This is a genomic window from Pseudomonas sp. P9_31, assembly GCF_034008235.1.
Taxonomy (GTDB): Bacteria; Pseudomonadota; Gammaproteobacteria; order Pseudomonadales; family Pseudomonadaceae; genus Aquipseudomonas.
Map to the genome: position 1 here is coordinate 514,504 of NZ_CP125375.1, position 20,832 is coordinate 535,335.

Here is a 20,832-nt window from a genome sequence, read left to right on the forward strand (position 1 = left end):
GTGCCAGACGCTCTAGCACGTGCCTTCGGGGGGTCTTTATAAGCGTAGAAGACAGCTTTGTTAACGCCCGTCCGGCAGATGGTTGGCGTCAACATCCTGTCGAAATGCCATCTTTCCCGGTTTCCGGGGGCTGTAGGACTGACCGTTAGTCGGCTTCTGAAACTTTGCTTAAGTGATGGCACACCGGCAGCTTCTGCTTTCGCGGATCCGGGGCTAGAGTGAAGTCGCAACATATGTCCGGTTTTCACAAGAGGCCGGCCTGAGTTCCCGAACAAGAGATGCAGCATGGAATGCGCACAACTTACGCCAGATGAAGGCAGCCCAATCCTTTTAATTGTTGATGATTACCCTGAAAACCTGATCAGCATGCGCGCCTTGTTACAGCGCCAGGACTGGCAGGTCATCACCGCGGCTTCCGGCTTTGAGGCCCTTGGCCTGTTACTCGAACACGATGTCGACCTGGTGCTGCTGGATGTGCAGATGCCGGGCATGGACGGTTTCGAAGTGGCGCGTCTGATGCGTGGCAGCCAGCGAACCCGCCTCACGCCGATCATTTTCCTCACCGCCAACGAACAGTCCCAGGATGCTGTGATCAAGGGCTATGCCAGTGGCGCGGTGGATTACCTGTTCAAACCGTTCGACCCGCAAATTCTCAAACCCAAAGTCCAGGCCTTGCTGGAGCACCAGCGTAATCGCCGTGCCTTGCAGCGGTTGAGTCATGACCTGGAAGTCGCCCGAGCCTTCAATGCCTCGGTGCTGGATAATGCCGCCGAAGGCATTCTGGTGGTGGGCGAGGACGGGCTGATTCGCTTTGCCAACCCGGCGATGTCTCGCCTGCTCAATGCCACGGTGCACGACCTGCAAGGCAAAGAGTTTCTGGATTTCCTGCAAAAACCGCACATCCCGATCTGGGTCGACTCCGAATTGTTTGCCGGCTACAAGCGCGGTGAAACCCTGCGCCTGCACGATGCGTTGCTGCGCACGGCGCCCGGCCAGCAAGTGCCGGTAGCGTTGTCCTGCGCGCCGTTACCCATCGAACAACACGCCATGGTGGTGACGGTGCTGGACATGTCGGTGGTGCGCCATCTGCATCAGCAGCTGGAGTTCCAGGCGGTGACCGACCCGCTGACCGGTCTGCTCAATCGCCGGGGTTTCTATCAGACCGTTGAAAACCTGCTGCTGCGTGGCGAACGCTCCGACAGCACGTGGGTGCTGTTGTACCTGGACCTCGACGGCTTCAAGCGGGTTAACGATTCCCTCGGTCACGATGCCGGCGACCGGGTGCTGCGTTGGGTGTCCGAGCAGTTGAAGGCGTGTCTGCGGCCTTTCGACATTCTGGCGCGGATGGGCGGCGATGAGTTCACCGCGCTGCTGGATCTTGAACTCCCCGAGCAAGCAGCCAAGATTGCCGAGAAACTCATCGAGCGGGTGTCGATCTGTCAGCAAATCGAAGGCATGGACATCGTCTTGGGCGCCAGCATCGGCATTGCCACTTACCCCGATTGCGGGGCTAATCTGGACGGATTAATGCGCGCGTCCGACATTGCCATGTACGAAGCCAAGCGTGCCGGGCGTCAGCAATATCGTTTCTACGATCACGAAATGAACGGCCGGGCGCGCTCGCGGCTGATGCTCGAAGAAAGCGTGCGCACGGCCATCGAGAACCGCGATTTCAACCTGGTGTATCAGCCTCAGGTGGCCATTGCCGATGGCCGGATTCGCGGGTTCGAGGCGTTGCTGCGCTGGCAGCATCCGAGTGTCGGCGATGTACCGCCGGGGCTGTTTTTGCCGTTGCTGGAAGAGGCGCGGTTGATCAGTCGCCTGGGCAGCTGGATTTATCATCGCGGGGCCAAACAGCGAAAAGCCTGGGAAACGTTATTTGCCGAAGATCTGGTGTTGGGTGTCAGTTTGAGCAGCACGCAGTTCGGTTTGCCCAACCTGGTCACCGAGTTGCGTCAGGTATTGGAGCGTCATGGTTTGAAGCCGCGTCAGCTGGAGGTGGAGGTCACGGAAGAGGCCTTGATGCATAACCCCGATGAAACCCGCAAACAACTGCGCTTGTTGCGCAATCTGGGGGTGCGGGTGGCGCTGGATGACTTCGGCTCCGGGGCTTGTTCGCTGGCGCACTTGCGAGATCTGGAACTGGACACGCTCAAACTCGACCGGCATTTGATTGCCCGGTTGCCGGGGTCCGCACGGGATGCGGCGCTGGCGCGCAGTGTCATCGATTTGTGCAAACAGTTCGGTCTGCTGGTGATTGCCGAAGGGGTTGAAACCGTGGCGCAATATGAGTGGCTGCAGGCCAACGGTTGCCAGTATGTACAGGGTTTTCTGGTAGCGCGGCCGTTGATGGCCGAGGACACCCGTCACTTTGTCGAACCGTTCGACTGGAGCGCGCTGACGAGTTGAATTCGCTACACTGGCGACCTTTTCGTGACGCGTGTTGCCGCCCCAATGACTGTGTTGAAATACCTCCAGGCCTACCCCGCTGCGTTGCAGGACCAGGTGCGCCAGTTGATCGCCGACGGTCGGCTGGGCGATTACCTGAGCCAGCGCTATCCGGAAAAGCACGGGGTGCAGAGCGACAAGGCGCTGTACGCCTATGCCCTGGACCTCAAGCAGGTATACCTGCGTAACGCCCCGGCCATCGACAAGGTGTTATTCGACAACCGCCTGGACCTGACCCACCGCGCGCTCGGCCTGCACACCGCGATCTCCCGGGTGCAGGGTGGCAAGCTCAAGGCCAAGAAAGAAATTCGCATCGCCTCGCTGTTCAAGGATGCGGCGCCGCAGTTTCTGAAAATGATCGTGGTGCATGAGCTGGCGCACTTCAAAGAGTCGGATCACAACAAGGCGTTCTACAAACTGTGCGAACACATGTTGCCGGGGTATCACCAGGTGGAGTTCGATTTACGGGTGTACCTGACGTGGCGGGATATGCAGTAAAAATCGAAAGGTGAATAGGTGTCAATAAAGTCAAACACCTGTGATGTGGACTCCGAACATTCCAGAGTGCATGCAGACGAGCCTCGGAAGCTAAACTGAATTGCGCAGTGAAGGCAACTACCTAAATCAATAGTTCTGAAGCAAGGTGTTCCCTGATACCTTTTTCAACTATGCCCTACCCATCGTAAATCACTGCTGTTCCCATTTTTTTGCCGGAGCGCATTCAGCGTTGCCGCCAAATTTACGCAAGGGCAAGTTGGATGACGTCAATATTCGAAAATATGAAGGCAATGATGTGTCTGACGATGGCAATGGCGTTGTGGGCCAGCGCTTTCATCGCCTTGAAAATAGCACTTGAAGAGGTGCCTCCGTTTTTGCTTATTTTTTCTCGTTTGGCACTCGGAAGCCTATTTTTCTTGATGTTATGGAAATATAAGGGGCAGGCAAAAATAGAAAAGAAGGACTATGTGTATTTGTTGATAATGGGCGCGCTCGAGCCGTGTCTGTATTTCATCTTTGAAACAATGGCCCTTCAATATACAACAGCGTCCCAGGCGGGTGTCGTATTTGCCTTTCTTCCGATATTTATTATTGCCTTCGGTTTTTTTGCACTTCGAGAAAAACCCAGTGTCTCGCAATGCTTGGGTGGGGTTATCGCCACGCTCGGCGTAATCCTATTATGTTTGACGGGTACGAAGAGCGAGGCAGCTATTGCACCAGTGAAAGGTAATTTTCTGGAATTGTTGGCGATGGCGTGTGCAGCTGTATACACCGTTATGTTGAAGAAATTGTCCGGGCAATACTCTCCGTTTTTATTGGCGGCACTGCAAAGTTTTATAGGGACTGTGTTTTTTCTTCCTTTTGCCATTTATGAGTCGGATATTCCCCGCGAAGTCAGTATGCATGTTTTATTGGCGGTTCTCTATCTTGGAACCATCGTGACGGCCGGTGCCTATACTTTTTTCAATATAGGTATCTCCAAGGTGAGTGCTTCCGAGGGGGGGATGTACTTTAATCTCATTCCTATTTTCACGTTGCTATTTTCTGTTTTGATCCTTAACGAGAACGTCGATTGGACGCAAATGATGTCCATGATGTTGGTTATCTTCGGTGTGTCCATCGGATTGATTGATCATCGTTTCTTTTTGACGCGCTTGCGTCGTAAGACACTGTTTATTCGTGAGTGATGCACACGCTGGATCAGATTGTTATTCAAGTCTGATAAAACCGATCCCGAACTCATCCTGTTCTGCCCCTTGTTAATTTCAAGGGGCTGGCTTCTTAGTGGAATAACACAAGGAATATAGAGCTATGTTGACGGTTACCCTTTTTTCGGTTCCCGCGCCAGGACAATGTGTCAAAGGCGATGATCGTTTTCTTGGCACGGTGAGGACGAGTATGCATAAGGCGCCTTTAACGGCGTTGGCAGCAGGATTGAAAGAAGCCATGCTGGCACGCGGTGTCATTGTTGATGTGCGAATATGTGACATGCAAACACAAGGCGCGCTGCGGGTTGAAGACAGGCTCAAAGAGAAGTACGGAGAACTTTGTTTCGGTGATCTGGTGCTGGAAAAGTACCGCGTAGGCTTACCGTTCAATGCCGTTATAAAAGAAATCCAGGAATCGGATGTTATTGGAATTAATTCTAATTTCACTCATTCTCGTCGAATTGTCGTTGACTTCATACAGTACTGTAAAGAGCAAAATCCTGATGCCGTTATTGTGCTGGGCGGAACCGACGCCACTGTAGAGCCGGACTATCATGTTTCCGTTGGCGCTGATGTGGTCGTTAAAGGTGAAGGAGAGCTTTGTTTTGCCGAGTTGCTGGAATGTGTCGACAAGGGTAAGGATTATAGCGCGGTCCCCAATATTGCCTATCGTGCCATGGAGGGTGAAATTGTTCACACGGTCAAATCGTTCTTAACAAAAACGGGAGCCTATGATGTCAACGATATGCCTCCTCCCAACCTGGATATTGTCGATCTAGAGCGTTACTCCGATACCGGTGAGGGTAAGCCGCCCTACGGTATTGAAGGTCCATTTATCAGTGTGGAAACTTCGCGTGGATGTGCGCAAGCTTGTTCGTTCTGTGCAACGCCGACGACCAAAGGCCGATTCAGGTTTATGCAACTTGAAAAAATAAGACGGCATTTCGATTATTTCAAAAGCAAAGGAATCAGGACGCTCTTGTTTCAAGAGGATAACTTGTTGTCCCGTATTCATCGTTCTACCTCAGGGAAGCAAGTGTTCTCAACGGGGCGGGATGAGTTGTTTGATATGTTTAACCTTGCAAGGGATATGGGGTTTAGCTGGGAATTTACCAATGGTATCGAATTGGGGCAGTTTGAATATCAAGGTGTCGTGGATCGTGAATTGATTCGTGTCATGTTTGACTCCGAATTTGTCAATGGTGAATTGGTGGGTTGCTATCGCGCAACATTGCCGCTGGAAAATTTGACGGATGACTGTTCGAAATTATTCAGGAAGCTAAAGCCACTGGGTGTTATCAAGGATGTTATTGAGGAAATCGTTAATACTGGAATTCATTCGCTTTCGTTCAATGTGATTATCGGTCGGCCCGAGGATGATGAACAAAGTTTGAGCCTGACTTATCTCCGTTCGTTGCAAATTCGTACTCTGTGTAAGGCGTTTAATCCGCAGGTTCAGGTTTATTTTAATATTTATATTCTTTCGTTGCTGCCTGGTACCGTTGACTTCAGGCGTTACAAACAGAATCTTGAGTTTGATCTGACGCAAGATCCCGAAGTCATTACCTTTTATCTCGGCTCCCTGAAGACCCAGTTTTTTTCCCCTTTGGAAATCACTCAAGCGCGCGGTGCCATGGCCAAAATGCTTAATAGTGACGCGTTAATTGATGATTACGATGAGGTGCATTACCTCTCGAGCGAGCGATTCGAAGACCTTTTCACACACGCATCGTTCGAGGATGAGGCTACTAACATCATCGCAATAGGCGCTTGATCTGCTCAAGGGTGGCTATCCATGACCGCCCCGCACTTCTTTGATGCGAAGTGCGGCGGCTGGCTTGTTATCTGTACCGTCCTGCTACTGACGTGTGTTGACCACCGCGAGAATATGATTGGCAAAATCCAGGTATTTCGGATTGAGGCCAGTTCTTGCTTCCAGCGCGAGAAGATCATCCATCGGAAGAGAGCTGGTGTGCTTTTCATCACCTAGCCATCTAGGATCCGGCAGGAAGCGCGATATCAGCACATCCAGTGCAATGAAGTCATAGCTCACGGGATGCCCGCTCAACAGTTCATCCAGCTGTTTGCGTGAAATCAGGTTAGAGCGTACGACATGGAAGTGACCCTTCCGGTCCAGGGCATAGAGATGCTCGTCGCGCCTTTCATAATGCAAGATCTCAGACATTGGGGCGGCGTAGAACGTCGGGCGACTGAAGGGCGGCTTGACCGAGAAGTAAAGAAAGCCGGAACTGTATTCGATAAGCTCTGAAATACAGAACGCCAGGTGTTCACTCGGTACATGATTCAAGACAGTGTGAAGGCACAGGGTCAAATCATAAGTTGTATGTCGAAGCGAGTGCGCCAGTCCCTTTGTCAAATCACACTGTGTGTAAGTCACTGACAGTGCAGCAGTACCCTTGCGCGCTTCTATATAAGCTGAAAACATATTTTCGGCTTGCAGCAGCATGTCCGTAGACAAGTCCAGACATTCAATATCTATGGCGATATCTTGTTGCAGGCAATAGTTTGCGATTCTGATTGCCCACATTCCATCGCCACAACCCACGTCCAGCAGTTGAAGGGCTCGCGGTTCTCCGGATTTTTCTTTTTCAAGAATGATCGCATCAATGGATTCCTGCAAGGCTTGCCAAGTTTGCAAGTCGCTCCAGGAGAAAGGGTGGTCGGCCTTGCAGGCCTTGAGGTCGATAATCTCTTCAAGTGTTGAAGTGCCGTTGGCGTATTGCGTATAACTTGCCGAAAACCGGCTGTAAAAATCACTGACGCTCTGAGTGGAAGTGGTCATAGGTCACAGGGTCTCGATGATGATAAAAAATACTGATTGAACTTAACAAGCCAAGCGGACCATGAACACTATCTGTTTTGATAGCTAATGCGGACGCTTTAAGGTTGACAGTTTTTGCATCAGCTGCTTGCTGGTTTGGCTTTTTATTCTCGAAAGCTACTGAGGCTGCCAAAGTGCATCGCAAAAAAACTTCAACGATGCTCGATAGGGCGCTGTCAAGAAAGAGTCTTAAGATTTAAGGTGATTTATTTGTATGGCTTTCTCATTTTTTAAATAAGGCGATTACAAACGATACGGGTGTATTTTCAAGATATTGGCCCTGCTGCTTGCCGGCTTAGATGGATTGAGAATGTAGCAATGTGCGTGGTAGCATGCGGCGCAAAGGGAGAGGTATTGGAAATGGATTTTCTCGAGAGAGTAGTGCAATTAGAATCAGCAACGAATATTGAAAGTTGGCATAGCCTGATTATCGAAACAGCCCATTTTATGGGCTTTGAGCAAACACTTTTTGGCATTATCGACAGTGCTCAGTCTCCGCTGCATGAAGCAATCATTCTGACCAGTTATTCCTCGGTTTGGCGTGATAGATACGACGCCCATGGATATGCTGATATAGATCCTGTGGTTGCACACGCGCGAAGTAGTGTCAGGCATGTCATCTGGCACGACGATTTGTATGTGACACCCCGGCAGAAGGGCTTTCTGGAAGAAGCCAAGTCTTTCAATTTGAAGTCGGGTGTGACATTTCCGCTTCATGGCCCAGCTGCCGAGTTTGGGATGCTAAGCCTGCAAGTCGATGCTGAGAATGCGGATGCCGAAAAATTCATTCACAGTAAATTGATGGAGATCAGTTTTTTAAAGGATTCGTTGTTTCAGAAGGCACTTGGTTTTATAAGGAGCCATAAAGCTGAGCCTGATATCATGCTTTCTCCGCGTGAAATGGAAATTTTAAAGTGGAGTGCGATCGGGAAGTCTACATGGGAGATTTCGAAAATCTGCAATTGCTCTGAGGCGAATATTGACTATCATATTAAAAACATAAGGTCAAAATTCAAAGTTAATACCCGGCGTGCCGCTGCCGTTAAAGCGATAGCTCTAGGACTTATAACCGTATGAAAGGCAGGGCGGTTGCTTTTACGGTAGCAGAATATTTTTCCTCAAGGAACTACTGCATTGGATAGGTGAAAATCAAGTTGAAAGTGAATAGTTTTGTCTGGCTAGCCAGTCAATTGAGGAGCTGTTCATGCAGTATGAAATCGCCCGACGTACAGAGTTCGATGGCTCAAAACTTCAAGCCATGCACACTTTGCGTGCCCAAGTTTTCAAGTATAAAAAAGGTTGGGACGTCACTCTGATTGCCGGTATGGAAATCGATGGATACGATGCACTTAATCCGTTTTACATGCTGATCAATAGCCAGGCTCGGCCGAATGATGTCCAAGGATGCTGGAGATTGTTACCTACGACCGGTCCTTACATGCTCAAGGATACATTTCCTGAGCTTCTTGCCGCGACGGCTCCTGAAGCCAGCGATGTGTGGGAACTCAGTCGATTCGCTGTCGCTGCAGGGCAACAGTCAACAATGCAGTTTTCAAATTTAACCTTCGAGGCTATCAAGGAAGTCACTTCTTTTGGTATCCGTAATGGTATAAAAACTTATGTGACGGTAACGACGGTAGGTATTGAACGGATGTTGTTGAAGGCGGGGCTGGAGATCGGCCGTCTAGGCACACCATTGCAAATTGGGGTCGAAAAAGCTGTTGCATTGACTATCGATCTTGGTGACCTTACTCGTAAGGCTTTAGGGTTGAATGGTGTCGGTCAGTACCCATAAAAAGGTGTTCTGCCTATTTATTCATTCAGGTAGTTATGGCCGCTTGAGTGGGAGGTTGTCAGGTGTGGCGATCAGATCGCATGCTGCGTAAAATCCTTGGACAATTCGGTGTTTTGCACGGTATTCACACAGTACCAGGGACGTTGTGAGCAAATGGACATCGGATGATGGAGATTTTACCACCATCCTCCTTCCCCCCGAGCGTAGGCGAACACATGCGCCAGGTTCAAATACAGTCATATTGTTGTTCTCCCAAAACGACATTTAGCTCTTTGCCAGTGCTTTTAAAAAGGCTTCAGTGGCGCACAATGAAGAGCGTATAGATTAGTTAACTGGAATCTAGTCCGAGAATTCGCTGCATGTACACTATCAAAACAGATAGTCTGCAGCGATTGCGGGGTGGTTTTGTGATTGAGGTTGATGGCTTGTTATCGCTCTTCAAGCCTGCGATCTTTTGGGGTCATCAGGGGGCGGGGAATAGCGGATGGACGTGAGCAAGACTAAAAGCAGTTTTTACCGCCGGTTGTACGTGGCGTACCTGATCGACAGCGGACTGGCCAGCAGCGTGCCAGCATTGACCGAAGTGACAGGCATGCCCCGACGCACGGCCCAGGACACCATCGCGGCGTTGGCGGATCTGGATATCATTTGTGAATTCGAGCAGGAAGAAGGCGCACGCAACCATGCGGGGCGCTATCGGATTCGCGAGTGGGGGGCGATTGATCGGGGGTGGATCGAGCGTAATCTGCGGCAGATTAAAGCGGTGTTGGAATACCCCTGAGTTGCTGTGGTGACAGGGCTGACGCCTTCGCGGGCAAGCCCGCTCCCACAAGGAGTTCACTGTACCTGTGGGAGCGGGCTTGCTCGCGAAGAGGTCCTCAGGAACGACGCATCCCAATATGCGGAATGTCATCTTCCAGGTATTCCTCGCCTACCACCACAAACCCATACCGCCCGTAGTACCCCTGCAAATGTGCCTGGGCCGAGAGGTAGATCGGCACTTCAGGCCAGCGTTTGGCGGCCTGTTTCAACGCCTGGCTCATCATTTCATGCCCAAGCCCTGTGCCGCGTGCAGCGGGAGCAATGATCACCCGCCCAATCACCACGTCGCCGCCCTGTAACTCCGGGTCGAGCAAGCGCAGATAGGCCACTAGTCGATCCCCGTCCCAGCCCATCAAGTGGCAGGTGTCACCTTCCAGGTCCTGGCCATCGATGTCCTGATAAACGCATTTCTGCTCGACGACGAATACCTCGGCGCGTAACTGCAGAATCGCATACAGCTGCTCTTTACCCAGATCGCTGTGGTGTTTACAGACCCAATCGATTGTCATCTTCACATTCCTTGAACAACGTTGTTCCGATACTAAGCGCCTTGACGCGGGATGTCTTGATGGCAGAGAAATCTGTGATAAAGGCCAAAATGCCATCATTCATTTCTCGCGAGGTTGTCTTCTTTGTGTAATCTGCGATGAAGCGCTGTGCAATGGCCTCAATGAGCTAATGTTAGGACCTGGGTTATGCCGGTAGAGGGGCCCTGGAGTTTTGGCTGAAAAAGACGTCGGGCAGCCCGCCCGCTAAGGATTTTCTGGCATGCCGCGATTACATCGAGCGTTTGCTTGGATTGGATTGCTGTTGCTGACACAGAGCGCGGCAGCGGAAAAGCTGCGTTTGGTAGCTGATGCCTGGCCACCTTTTACCGACGCCACGCTGGTCAATGGCGGATTGGCCACGGACATCGTCAGTACCGCGCTGGCCCGGGCCGGTTATGCCAGTGATTTCGAACAGGTGCCGTGGGCGCGAGCTTTGTTTGGGGTCGGCGAGGGGCGTTACGACGTGCTGGTCAACGCCTGGTACGCCGACGAGCGCACGAAGCTGGGGCAGTTTTCTGGTGAGTACCTGCTCAACCGTGTGCGCTTTCTCAAGCGTAAAGACGCGCCGATCGAATTCAACAACCTGCAACAACTGCACACCTACCCGATAGCGGTGGTACGCGGTTATGCCTATTCGCACGAGTTTGACGATGATGTGTCGCTGCAGAAAGTCCCGGTGCATAACTTCGCCATGGCCGTGCGCATGGTCGCGGCCGACCGGGTCAAGCTGACCCTGGAAGATGAGTTCGTCGCCAAGTATTACCTCGCTCGGGAATCGTCCAAAGTGCGCAATGCCGTGGAGTTTTTACCCAAGCCGTTGAGCGAGAACAGCCTGCACATTCTGGTGAGCCTGAAGAATCCGCAGCATGAACAGATCGTCGCCGGTTTCGACCGCGAGATTGCGGCGATGAAGGCCGATGGGAGTTATGACAAGTTGCTCAGGCAGCATGGGATGTGAGGTGGGTTGATCCGGGTTTTGTGGTGAGGCGGATGGCCTTTTCGTGAGCAAGCCCGCTCTCACAGGAGTACGCATTCCAATGTGGGAGCGGGCTTGCTCGCGAAGAGGTCAGTCCAGTCACTACAAATCTCAGGTTTCGCTGGTGTCTTTAATGAGATGCGCCGCCAACGTCCGCAACGGCCCCAGTTGCCGGCAGATCAACGCCAGTTGCGTCTGCACCAACCGCTGGCCTTCATCGATTTCATCCGGCATTTGCTCCAGCCCGTTGGCCAGCGCTTCTTCCTCATCGCTCTGAATCTCAATCGGTTGTTTACTCGCCAGGCCCTGGGCGATTTCGTCGATGCTGGCGGCCAGGCTCACGCCGGCACCGTCGATCAAATGCGCACGCACGTCCGACGGTAATTGGGTTTCGCGGTGCGCGCCCAACCCCGACAAATAGCTGAGCAAGGTGTGCGACAGCACCAGGAATCGGAAACCGACATCCGCTTCCTTACGGAAATGCCCCGGCTCCATCAGCATGTTGGCCAGCGTCGTCGACAATGCGGCGTCGGCGTTGTGCGCGTTACGTCGGGCGAGGCGATAAGCCAGGTCGTCGCTTTTACCGACGGCGTATTGCTGCATGATCTGGCGCAGGTAAATGCTGTTGCAGGTCAGGGTATTGGCCAGCACTTTGTTCAGGCGTCGACCCTGCCAGTCCGGCAGAAACAGGAACACCGCCAGTCCGGCGATCAGGCTGCCGAGCAAGGTATCGAACAGTCGCGGCAGGAGCAGCCCGTAACCGTCCCCCACCTGGTTGAAGCAGAACAGCACCATGATCGTGATTGCGGCAGTCGCCAAGGTGTAGCGGGTGGTGCGGTTGGTAAAGAACACCACCCCGGCAACGATGGCGAAGCTCGACTGGATCAACGGGTTCGGGAATAGATCGAACAGCGCCCAGGCCACGGTCAGGCCGATGGCGGTGCCGATAATCCGCTGGCCAAGTTTACGGCGGGTGGCGCCGTAGTTCGGCTGACAGACAAACAGCGTGGTGAGGATGATCCAGTAACCTTGCGAGGGGTGGATCAAATGCACCATCGCGTAGCCGATGCTCAACGCCAGGGGCAGGCGCAGGGCGTGGCGGAACAGCAAGGATGTCGGCGTCAGCTGTGTGCGCAAGCGTATCCAGACATCCTTGAGGCTGCGGGGTGAGCGGTCGAGCAGACTGCTGTCGGTGGCGTCTGCGAGCGCATCGGGGTTGCTGGCGTCGCTGAGCAAACGGTCAAGGGTGCCGAGGTTGGCGGCCAGTGCCCGCAGCGAACGCAACAGACCGCGCCAGGCCGGATTGCTCTGGATGCGCAGGTGTTCGAGGGAGGCGTGCAGGTCGCTCAGGGCCTCGGCGAAGCTTGCGTCATAAGTGAACGGCTGACGCATCTGGATCGACTCGGCCAGTGCGCGGCAAGCCTTGCCTTGCTGGCGCAGCAGGCGCTGACAGCGGAACAGCACGTCGCTGTGGAAGAACGCTTCGGCCAGAGCGTTGTAGGGGTAGTGCGAAGAACTGGCGCGCTCGTGAATGTCCTGGGCGAGGAAGTACAGCTTCAGGTAGCGGCTGAGCTTCGAGCCTGGCCGGCCATCGCCGACCCGGTGCAGAATGATTTCCTTGGCAGCGTTCAATGCAGCAACCACACGACCGTTCTGCTGGGCCAGTTCCAGTCGTCGCGCCTCTACATCCATCTGCCGGATCGGCTCGAACAGCGACGACTTCAGTTTCAGGTAATAACCCAATTCACGGAACAGTCGCGCCAGGCTCTGCTGCACCGGCTGGTTGGAAAACATCGCCTGCCACAGCACCGAGAGCAAGCCATACCACGCCGCACCGGCCACCAGCAGCACCGGCTCGTGCCAGAAATCGGTGACTGCGCCGCCGCGCTGGTCCACGCCGATCATGGTGTAGACCGACAGAATCAGTGTCGCCGAAGCAATCGCGCCATAACGTTCGCCCAACGCGCCAAGCATGGTCAGACAGAAGCTGGCCAGTGCGAAGGCGATGATAAAGAGGATGGGGTAGGGGAAGAGCAGTTCGACGGACAGGGCGGCGACCATAAAACACACCAGCGTCACGGCCAGCGCATTGAGGCGACCCTGCCAGCTGTCGTCGGTTTCGGCCAGGGCGCTGGCGATGATTCCCAGGAACAACGGGATCAGCAGCCCCATTTGATCCTGATACCAACACAGCACCATGCTGCCGGTCAGGGCGATGAATACCCGCACGCTATAACTGAATTTATCCAGCGCCCAGAGGCGACGCAGAGACTGACGAAATGTGGTCGATGGCATGAAGTGCGAAGGCCTTCCGAGGCAATGACGCTAAATTGAGCCACTAATGACGCCGACGCAATGGCGCCGATCACATCTGACAGCAAAATCTGTTCCTTCAGAGATCAACGCATAACAAATGTGGGAGCGAGCCTGCTCGCGATGAGGCCGGCACATTCAACATTGATGTCGACTGTCAGACCGCTATCGCGAGCAGGCTCGCTCCCACAGGTTATTGGTTGAGTCAGACGTACTGCGCGGCCGCGTAACCGGAGGCCCAGGCCCACTGGAAGTTGAAGCCGCCGAGATGCCCGGTGACGTCGAGCACTTCGCCGATGAAATACAAACCGGGGCTCTTCAGCGATTCCATGGTCTTGGACGACACTTCACGCGTGTCGACGCCGCCCAGGGTTACTTCGGCAGTGCGGTAGCCTTCAGTGCCGGCCGGTACGACTTTCCAGCTCGCCAGTTTTTCGGCGATATCCGCCAGTTCGGCGTGGGTGTACTGCTTCATCGGTTTGGAGACAAACCAGTTGTCCGCGAGCAGGTTGGCCATCTTCTTGGTGAAGATTTCACCGAGCAGGGTTTTCAACTCGCTGTTCGGGCGTTCGGCCTGCTGTTGTTGCAGCCAGGTCGGCACGTCGTGGTCCGGCATCAGGTTGATCTCTACCGTGTCGCCGGACTCCCAGAACGAAGAAATCTGCAAAATCGCCGGACCGCTGAGGCCACGGTGGGTGAACAGGATGTTCTCGCGAAAGCTCTGGTCGTTGCAGCTCACCAGGCAGTCCACCGAGGTGCCGGACAGCTCGGTGCAAAGCGCCTTGAGCTGATCGGTGATGGTGAACGGCACCAAGCCTGCGCGGGTCGGCAGCAAGTCGTGGCCAAACTGCTTGGCGACTTGATAACCGAAGCCGGTGGCGCCGAGGGTCGGAATCGACAGGCCGCCGGTGGCGATCACCAGGGATTCGCAGGTGATCTGGCCCAGCGTGGTGTCCAGCAGGTAGCCGCTTTCGAGTTTTTCGATGGTCTGGATCGAGGTGTCCAGGTGCAAGCTCACGCCGACCTGGTCGCATTCGTTGAGCAGCATCTCAAGGATGTCGCTGGATTTGTTGTCGCAGAACAGCTGACCGAGTTTTTTCTCGTGGTACGGCACACCATGCTTGGCGACCATGCCGATGAAGTCCCATTGGGTATAGCGCGCCAGGGCGGATTTGCAGAAATGTGCGTTTTGCGAGAGGAAATTGCCCGGTTCGGTGTACATGTTGGTGAAATTGCAGCGGCCACCGCCCGACATCAGGATTTTCTTGCCGGCCTTGTTCGCGTGGTCAAGCAACATCACCTTGCGCCCGCGCCCGGCGGCGGTCAGCGCACACATCAACCCTGCGGCGCCAGCGCCAATGATCACGACTTCGGTAGAACGCAAAACGGTGTCCTCTTGATGTGTCGCCACAAAACAAACTGTGGGAGCGAGCCTGCTCGCGATGAGGCCTGCACATTCAACATAGATGTTGTTTGACAGTCCGCCATCGCGAGCAGGCTCGCTCCCACAGGGGAATACAGTGTCCTTACAGAATGCGCACGCGCAACGAGCGGCCTTTGATTTTACCGTCGTTCAGGCGTTGCAAGGCTTGCTTGGCGATTCCACGTTCCACAGCCACATACGCCTGGAAGTCGAAAATCGCGATCTTGCCGACCTGAGCGCCCGGAATACCGGCGTCGCCGGTCAGTGCGCCGAGAATGTCACCCGGACGCACCTTGTCTTTACGGCCCGCACCAATGCACAGCGTGCTCATTACCGGTAGCAGCGGTGCGCCGCCCTGGGATTTCAGGTTGTCCAGCTGATCCCAGCTCAGCGGCGACTTCTGCAGTTGCTCGATAGCCTGGGCGCGATGGGCTTCGGACGGAGCGACCAGGCTGATCGCGATACCTTTCTCACCGGCACGACCGGTACGGCCAACGCGGTGAATGTGGATTTCCGAGTCACGGGCCAGTTCGACGTTGATCACCATGTCCAGCGCATCGATATCCAGACCGCGCGCGGCGACGTCGGTGGCAACCAGTACCGACGTACTGCGGTTGGCGAACATCGCCAAGACCTGGTCGCGGTCACGCTGTTCCAGATCGCCGTGCAGGCCTACTGCGGAAATGCCTTTGGCGGTCAGGTGATCGACGGTTTCCTGAACCTGCTGCTTGGTGAAGCAGAACGCGACGCAGGAAGCCGGACGATGATGCGCGAGGACTTTAACCACGGCGTCCATGCGCTCTTCCGGGGAAATCTCGTAGAAGCGTTGTTCGATCTGGGTGTCGTCGTGGAATGCCTCGGCCTTCACTTGCTGCGGGTTACGCATGAATTTCGAGGCCAACTGCTTGATGCCTACTGGGTAAGTGGCAGAGAACAGCAGGGTCTGGCGACGTTCCGGGCACTGGGCGATGATTTCTTCGATGGAATCGTAGAAGCCCATGTCGAGCATGCGGTCGGCTTCGTCGAGGATCAGGGTGTTCAGGCCGTGGAGTACCAGCGAACCCTTGCGCAGGTGCTGCTGAATGCGCCCCGGGGTGCCGACGATGATGTGCGCGCCGTGTTCCAGCGAACCGATCTGCGGACCGAACGACACGCCGCCACACAGGGTCAGGACCTTGATGTTGTCTTCGGAACGGGCCAGACGGCGGATTTCCTTGGCAACCTGGTCGGCCAGCTCACGGGTCGGGCAGATGACCAGCGCCTGGCAACCGAAAAAGCGCGGATTGATCGGGTTCAACAGGCCGATACCGAAGGCCGCGGTCTTGCCGCTGCCGGTCTTGGCCTGGGCGATCAGGTCCATCCCCTTGAGGATCACCGGCAAGCTTTGCGCCTGGATCGGCGTCATCTGGGCATAACCGAGGGAGTCGAGGTTAGCCAGCATGGCGGCGGACAGCGGCAAAGTATTAAAAGCGGTGGCGATGGTGGTCACGGGACTGGCCTGCAAAACAAAATGTCGCGCAGTGTATCAGTCCCATGGCCATTCGCCCTAAGGCTCTATGTGCTGTTCCGGACGTTTGACGCGCCGTCCGTCTTCTCTCGACAGCTGCGAGAAGATGGTTGCAGCCAGCATCGCCATGACTCCGACCGTCACGAACGTCAGCTGGAACGCGCCCAGAACCGTGTCCACGCCGTCATTGCCGATCTCCGCCGTGAAGCCGCCGAGCAGGGCACCCGCGCAGGCCACGCCGAGGCTCAGGGACAGTTGCGCGACCACCGACAGCAAACTGTTGCCGCTGCTGGCGCTGGCGTCATCGAGGTCGATCAGGGTGACGGTGTTCATCGCGGTGAACTGCAAGGAGTTGATCGCCCCCAGAATCGCCAACTGGGCCAGCAGCAGCCAATACGGCGTCTGCTCGCTGACCAGGCCCATGCTTGCCAGCATGATTCCCAGCGCCAGTGTGTTGCCGGTCAGCACGATGCGGTAGCCGAAACGTTCGATCAACGGCCGCGCCACCGATTTGGCGACCATCGCCGCCGCGGCCAGGGGCAGCATGCTCATCCCGGCCTGTGACGGCGAATAGCCCAGCGCCACTTGCAGCAGCAACGGCACCAGGAACGGCAATGCGCCGCTGCCCAACCGGGCGAACAGGTTGCCGAGGATGCCCACGGCGAAGGTCCGGGTCTTGAACAGCGATGGCGCAAACAGCGGATTGTCGATGTGCCCGGCCCGCAGCCAATAGGCCGCCAGACACGCCATGCCGGCAAACAACAGCAACATCACCCGCAAGTGCGGCAGACGCAGTTCGCCGAGGCCTTCCATGGCGATGGTGATCAGCACCATCGCCGCGCCGAACAGCAAGAAGCCCAGGCTATCGAAGCGGGTGCGTTCACTGCCGCGCAGGTCGGGAATGAATTTCCATACCGCGTAGCAACCGAGGACGCCCACCGGCAGGTTGATCAGGAAGATCCAGTGCCAGGTCAGGTATTGCACCATCCAGCCGCCCATGGTCGGGCCGATCAGCGGGCCGAGCAGGCCAGGGATGGTAATGAACCCCATGATTCGCACCAGCTCCGAGCGCGGATACGCACGCAGCACCACCAATCGTCCGACCGGCAGCATCAAGGCGCCGCCCAGGCCCTGGATCACCCGGGCACCGATCAGCATGCTCAGAGTGCTCGACAAGGCGCAGAGCAATGAGCCGATGCTGAACAACAGGATGGCGCCGAAGAAGATTTTTTTGGTGCCGAAACGGTCGGCGATCCAGCCGGAGGCGGGGATCAGTAACGCGACGGTGAGCATGTAGGCGATGATCACCCCCTGCATGCGCAGCGGGTCTTCGGCCAGGTCTCGGGCCATGGCGGGGAGGGCGGTGTTGAGGATTGTCCCGTCGAGGGACTGCATGAAGAAGGCAATGGCGACGACCCACGGCAACCAGCGGGCGGTGACAGCGTCGAGAGGTGGGCGGTTGGGCATGGGGCCTCTTGTGGGTTAATGCAGATTCGTGGCTGGCGCTGAACCCTGTGGCGAGGGAGCTTGCTCCCGCTCGGCTGCGTAGCAGTCGTAAATCCGGCGAATGCGGTATGTCTGATAGAACGCGTTTGCCGATCTAGGGGGTCGCTTCGCAACCCAGCGGGAGCAAGCTCCCTCGCCACAGTTTTGTGTTTACAGGGTCAGGGTCAATCGGCTGACGAGCGCACCGGGCAACAACGCCGAAGCAGTCGCCCGCTGACTGTACGTGCTGGCCGACAACATCAACTCGCGTTCCTCGGTCAACGCTTCCAGCTGCGAACCCAGCAAGCTGTAGGCGCTGTCATCGAAACGCATGGTGCTGACCGGCGCCTGAATCTCGCCGTTCTCGACCCAGAAGGTCGCAAATCGCGTCATGCCGGTCAGGCGTGCCGCCGGTTGGTCCGAGTAGTTCAGGTACCACAGGTTGCTGATGTACAAACCGGTGCCCAGTTGCTTGAGAATCTCGGCATCAGGCAACACCCCGGCCGCCATGTTCAACGCACTCGGCGCTTCACCGCCGCTGGCACCGTTGGCGGTCAAATCGTATTCGGCGGCGCTGCGTGAGCCGACCAGTTGTGCGCCGGCCTTGCCCTCGACAATCAGGCTCAGATCACTGCGCGGATAACCTTCGCCTGAAAACGCCGGGCTCAGGGAACCGCTGACTTTTTCATCCAGAGACACCAACGGGCTGAATGAGCTGTCGCCACCGTAGAGCTTCTGCAACGGACTGCTCTTGCTGGCAATCGACTGCGCCGAGAAGCCACCCCAACTGAGCATGCCCATGATTTCTTCCAGGGCTGCCGGCGCGAGGTACGCGCGGTACTGACCCGGCGCCAGCGTGCGCGTTGGCCGCCCCAGAAACGCCAACTGCTCGCGGGCCTGCTGGAAACGCCGGGCAAAGCCTTCGCTGTTCCAGTCGTGCCCGGCATAGCTGGCTTTCACCGCCTGACCGTTTTCATGGAACAGGCTGAAATCGAAGTTGAAGCTGTTGGCCTGATGCCAGCCGAACGCGCCCGAAGAGCTGGCGAAACCGCGACTGATCGGCCCGGCAGCGTAGAAGCCGACCAGATCCAGCCCCTCGCCGGCCTGAGTGATTTCAGCGACCACCTGCTCGGTGTCCGGCAGCGGATGATCCTGCACGTTGTTGCTCTGCCAGTCGTCATGGTTGAGCAGCAGGTACGGGTCCTGAGGCAGCAACGGCAGGGTGTCGCGCAACTGTTGCAGCCCCTCGGTCAGACGCTGAAGATCGACTTCCGGATCGCCCGACAACGTGATATCGAGGTCGGCGTGGCGGCCGTCGTTAATCAGTTTGAAGCCGATGCTTGCCTGCTGCACCTGCCCGGCCTGACGCACTTTGGCGTGGTTGAAGCGCACGAAGGCCGACGATTCGGCGGCGTAGCTGAGGGTGAATTGTTCAGGCTCATGCAGCGCATCACGCAGCCAGTTGACCAATGTTTTAAACGACTCGGCCTGACCTTTGAATGTACTCATCAGGCATCTCCCCCAAACACATCAACGTTGCTGAACACACAGGCCGGCGACGCATGGCCGACGCGGATCACCTGGTTCGGTTCGCCTTTGCCACAGTTCGGCGTACCCAGCACTTTGAAGGTGCTGGCGTCGCCGACGGCGCTGAGGCTTTTCCAGAATTGTGCGGAAATCGCCCGGTAATTCGGGTTTTTCACCACGCCCTTGAGTTCGCCGTTTTCGATCAACTGGCCCCATTCGCAGCCGAACTGGAATTTGTTGCGCGCATCGTCGATGGACCATGAACGGTTGGTGCTCATCAAGATTCCGTGCTCGATATTGCCGATCAGTTGTTCCAGTGGCTGATCGCCGGGCTCGATGTTGAGGTTGGCCATACGGTCGATCGGCGGACGGTTCCAGCCGCAGGCGCGGCTGTTGGCTACACCGTCGAGGCCGGCTCGGAACTGCGAGAGTGCGCCGCCCAATGGTCGTAGCAACAAACCTTCCTTGATCAGAAATTGCTTGCTGGCGGCAGTGCCTTCGTCGTCATGGCCGTAGCTGGCGAGCTGTTCGGGGATGTCCGGGTCGAACGTCACGTTGAGCAGTGCGGAGCCGTATTGCAGGCGGCCGAAGTCTTCTGCCTTGACGAAACTGGTGCCGGCGTAATTGCGCTCGTCGCCGAGGATGCGGTCCAGTTCCAGCGGATGACCGATGGACTCGTGGATCTGCAGCATCATCTGGTCGGGCATCAGTAACAGGTCGCGCGGGCCTTGCGGGGTGTTCGGCGCCAGCAGCAATTGCAGCGCCTGATCGGCGACTTTCGGGCCGCAGCCGACCAGGCCGCAGCGGCTGATCACATCAAAGCCGCCCTGCTGGCCGAAGTTCTCGCGGCCCAGGGTGCGGGTCTGGCTGTCGCTACCGTCGTAGGCGGTGACGTCCATGCTCGGGTAGACGAAGCGCTGGGCCTGGCGCAGTTCGGCACCGGCGCTGTTGAGGTAAATCTGCTCGACGTTGGTGATACCGATGCTCGCCTGCCAGTTCACCAGTCGCTCGTCCTTGGGCACGGCGGCGGATTCGGCGCCGAGCAGTAGGTAGCAATCGCTCAGGGTCGGGAAGGGCTGGTCGAGGTTGGGCGAGAAATAGTCGGCGCGGTCGCTGGAGACGGCTTGCTCGCGCAGGTCGAGCAGGGCGTGGGGCTTGAGTCGACGGGCTTGTTGCTCAGCCCTCTCCAGTGCAGCTTGCAGGCCGGACAGGGACAGGTCGTTGGTCGCGGCGTAGGCTTCGACGCCGTTGACCCGAACAGTCAGCATCGCCCCTTCGTCCCGGCTCAGGCTCGGCGGTTCGGCGACGTTCTTGCGCACCGACAGGTACTGGCCGGACTCGTGTACATATCGCAGCGAAAAAAATTCAGCGCCCGTGCGCAACGCAGCGAAACGCTGCTTGAGCTGGGGGTGGAAATCGAACATTCGGGAACCTCCTTGG

At 56.1% G+C, this 20,832-nt stretch carries 16 protein-coding genes; 8 read left to right on the forward strand and 8 right to left on the reverse strand.

The genetic code is table 11. From position 1 onward, the window contains the following. Positions 1 to 285 precede the first annotated feature (285 nt). From QMK51_RS02350 to QMK51_RS02365, 4 genes are all read left to right on the forward strand, one after another. Entirely contained in the window at positions 286 to 2,409 is a 2,124-nt protein-coding gene (locus QMK51_RS02350) for a putative bifunctional diguanylate cyclase/phosphodiesterase (protein WP_320393061.1), read from the forward strand. Positions 2,410 to 2,454: 45 nt separating this feature from the next. Next, the gene (locus tag QMK51_RS02355; protein WP_320393062.1) at positions 2,455 to 2,946 is read left to right on the forward strand and encodes a M48 family metallopeptidase; all 492 of its coding nucleotides are present in this window, start codon (positions 2,455 to 2,457) and stop codon (positions 2,944 to 2,946) included. Positions 2,947 to 3,206: 260 nt separating this feature from the next. After that, on the forward strand, positions 3,207 to 4,133 hold the full coding sequence (locus QMK51_RS02360) for a DMT family transporter (protein WP_320393063.1): 927 nt from the start codon (positions 3,207 to 3,209) through the stop codon (positions 4,131 to 4,133). Positions 4,134 to 4,257: 124 nt separating this feature from the next. After that, positions 4,258 to 5,928, forward strand: coding sequence for a B12-binding domain-containing radical SAM protein (locus QMK51_RS02365; protein ID WP_320393064.1), 1,671 nt, complete (start codon positions 4,258 to 4,260; stop codon positions 5,926 to 5,928). Between the two features lie 84 nt (positions 5,929 to 6,012). Here QMK51_RS02365 and QMK51_RS02370 read toward each other — a convergent pair whose 3' ends face one another. Next, positions 6,013 to 6,957 carry a class I SAM-dependent methyltransferase gene (locus tag QMK51_RS02370; RefSeq protein ID WP_320393065.1) on the reverse strand — a complete coding sequence of 315 codons (945 nt, stop codon included), beginning with the start codon at positions 6,955 to 6,957 and terminating at the stop codon, positions 6,013 to 6,015. Between the two features lie 399 nt (positions 6,958 to 7,356). Between QMK51_RS02370 and QMK51_RS02375 the strand changes: the two genes are divergently transcribed. The 3 genes from QMK51_RS02375 to QMK51_RS02385 all read left to right on the forward strand — a co-directional run bounded on the left by QMK51_RS02375 (position 7,357) and on the right by QMK51_RS02385 (position 9,572). Next, positions 7,357 to 8,073, forward strand: coding sequence for a LuxR family transcriptional regulator (locus QMK51_RS02375; protein WP_320393066.1), 717 nt, complete (start codon positions 7,357 to 7,359; stop codon positions 8,071 to 8,073). A gap of 127 nt (positions 8,074 to 8,200) precedes the next feature. Further along, positions 8,201 to 8,791 carry an acyl-homoserine-lactone synthase gene (locus QMK51_RS02380; protein ID WP_320393067.1) on the forward strand — a complete coding sequence of 197 codons (591 nt, stop codon included), beginning with the start codon at positions 8,201 to 8,203 and terminating at the stop codon, positions 8,789 to 8,791. 484 nt (positions 8,792 to 9,275) lie between these two features. Continuing rightward, positions 9,276 to 9,572, forward strand: coding sequence for a winged helix-turn-helix domain-containing protein (locus tag QMK51_RS02385; RefSeq protein ID WP_090178776.1), 297 nt, complete (start codon positions 9,276 to 9,278; stop codon positions 9,570 to 9,572). Positions 9,573 to 9,669: 97 nt separating this feature from the next. Here QMK51_RS02385 and QMK51_RS02390 read toward each other — a convergent pair whose 3' ends face one another. Continuing rightward, a complete protein-coding gene (locus tag QMK51_RS02390; protein WP_320393068.1) occupies positions 9,670 to 10,122 on the reverse strand; it encodes a GNAT family N-acetyltransferase in 453 nt (150 codons plus the stop codon). 259 nt (positions 10,123 to 10,381) lie between these two features. Between QMK51_RS02390 and QMK51_RS02395 the strand changes: the two genes are divergently transcribed. Next, complete coding sequence (locus QMK51_RS02395) at positions 10,382 to 11,119, forward strand: substrate-binding periplasmic protein (protein WP_320393069.1); 738 nt, start codon at positions 10,382 to 10,384, stop codon at positions 11,117 to 11,119. 129 nt (positions 11,120 to 11,248) lie between these two features. Here the strand turns inward: QMK51_RS02395 and yccS are convergent, their stop codons facing one another. The 6 genes from yccS to QMK51_RS02425 form a co-directional block, all read right to left on the reverse strand. Further along, positions 11,249 to 13,432, reverse strand: coding sequence for a YccS family putative transporter (gene yccS, locus QMK51_RS02400; RefSeq protein WP_320393070.1), 2,184 nt, complete (start codon positions 13,430 to 13,432; stop codon positions 11,249 to 11,251). Between the two features lie 223 nt (positions 13,433 to 13,655). Next, entirely contained in the window at positions 13,656 to 14,834 is a 1,179-nt protein-coding gene (locus QMK51_RS02405; protein ID WP_320393071.1) for an NAD(P)/FAD-dependent oxidoreductase, read from the reverse strand. 142 nt (positions 14,835 to 14,976) lie between these two features. Next, positions 14,977 to 16,314 carry an ATP-dependent RNA helicase DbpA gene (gene dbpA, locus QMK51_RS02410; RefSeq protein WP_258700644.1) on the reverse strand — a complete coding sequence of 446 codons (1,338 nt, stop codon included), beginning with the start codon at positions 16,312 to 16,314 and terminating at the stop codon, positions 14,977 to 14,979. Between the two features lie 105 nt (positions 16,315 to 16,419). Then, a complete protein-coding gene (mdtD, locus tag QMK51_RS02415) occupies positions 16,420 to 17,847 on the reverse strand; it encodes a multidrug transporter subunit MdtD (protein WP_320393072.1) in 1,428 nt (475 codons plus the stop codon). Positions 17,848 to 18,036: 189 nt separating this feature from the next. Further along, positions 18,037 to 19,374: a TldD/PmbA family protein gene (locus tag QMK51_RS02420; RefSeq protein ID WP_320393073.1), complete on the reverse strand. Its 1,338-nt coding sequence runs from the start codon at positions 19,372 to 19,374 to the stop codon at positions 18,037 to 18,039. Beyond that, complete coding sequence (locus tag QMK51_RS02425) at positions 19,374 to 20,816, reverse strand: TldD/PmbA family protein (protein ID WP_320393074.1); 1,443 nt, start codon at positions 20,814 to 20,816, stop codon at positions 19,374 to 19,376. The genes QMK51_RS02420 and QMK51_RS02425 overlap by 1 nt, the downstream gene beginning before the upstream one ends. Between the last annotated feature and the right edge of the window lie 16 nt (positions 20,817 to 20,832).

Excerpts from the sequence above, each read along its gene's own strand:
- QMK51_RS02375 (WP_320393066.1), top strand. The coding sequence starts at position 7,357 with ATGGATTTTCTCGAGAGAGTAGTGCAATTAGAATCAGCAACGAATATT.
- QMK51_RS02380 (WP_320393067.1), top strand. The coding sequence starts at position 8,201 with ATGCAGTATGAAATCGCCCGACGTACAGAGTTCGATGGCTCAAAACTT.
- QMK51_RS02360 (WP_320393063.1), top strand. The coding sequence starts at position 3,207 with ATGACGTCAATATTCGAAAATATGAAGGCAATGATGTGTCTGACGATG.
- QMK51_RS02425 (WP_320393074.1), bottom strand. The coding sequence starts at position 20,816 with ATGTTCGATTTCCACCCCCAGCTCAAGCAGCGTTTCGCTGCGTTGCGC.
- QMK51_RS02365 (WP_320393064.1), top strand. The coding sequence starts at position 4,258 with ATGTTGACGGTTACCCTTTTTTCGGTTCCCGCGCCAGGACAATGTGTC.
- yccS (WP_320393070.1), bottom strand. The coding sequence starts at position 13,432 with ATGCCATCGACCACATTTCGTCAGTCTCTGCGTCGCCTCTGGGCGCTG.
- mdtD (WP_320393072.1), bottom strand. The coding sequence starts at position 17,847 with ATGCCCAACCGCCCACCTCTCGACGCTGTCACCGCCCGCTGGTTGCCG.
- QMK51_RS02370 (WP_320393065.1), bottom strand. The coding sequence starts at position 6,957 with ATGACCACTTCCACTCAGAGCGTCAGTGATTTTTACAGCCGGTTTTCG.
- QMK51_RS02395 (WP_320393069.1), top strand. The coding sequence starts at position 10,382 with ATGCCGCGATTACATCGAGCGTTTGCTTGGATTGGATTGCTGTTGCTG.
- QMK51_RS02350 (WP_320393061.1), top strand. The coding sequence starts at position 286 with ATGGAATGCGCACAACTTACGCCAGATGAAGGCAGCCCAATCCTTTTA.
- QMK51_RS02390 (WP_320393068.1), bottom strand. The coding sequence starts at position 10,122 with ATGACAATCGATTGGGTCTGTAAACACCACAGCGATCTGGGTAAAGAG.
- dbpA (WP_258700644.1), bottom strand. The coding sequence starts at position 16,314 with ATGCTGGCTAACCTCGACTCCCTCGGTTATGCCCAGATGACGCCGATC.
- QMK51_RS02385 (WP_090178776.1), top strand. The coding sequence starts at position 9,276 with ATGGACGTGAGCAAGACTAAAAGCAGTTTTTACCGCCGGTTGTACGTG.
- QMK51_RS02420 (WP_320393073.1), bottom strand. The coding sequence starts at position 19,374 with ATGAGTACATTCAAAGGTCAGGCCGAGTCGTTTAAAACATTGGTCAAC.
- QMK51_RS02355 (WP_320393062.1), top strand. The coding sequence starts at position 2,455 with ATGACTGTGTTGAAATACCTCCAGGCCTACCCCGCTGCGTTGCAGGAC.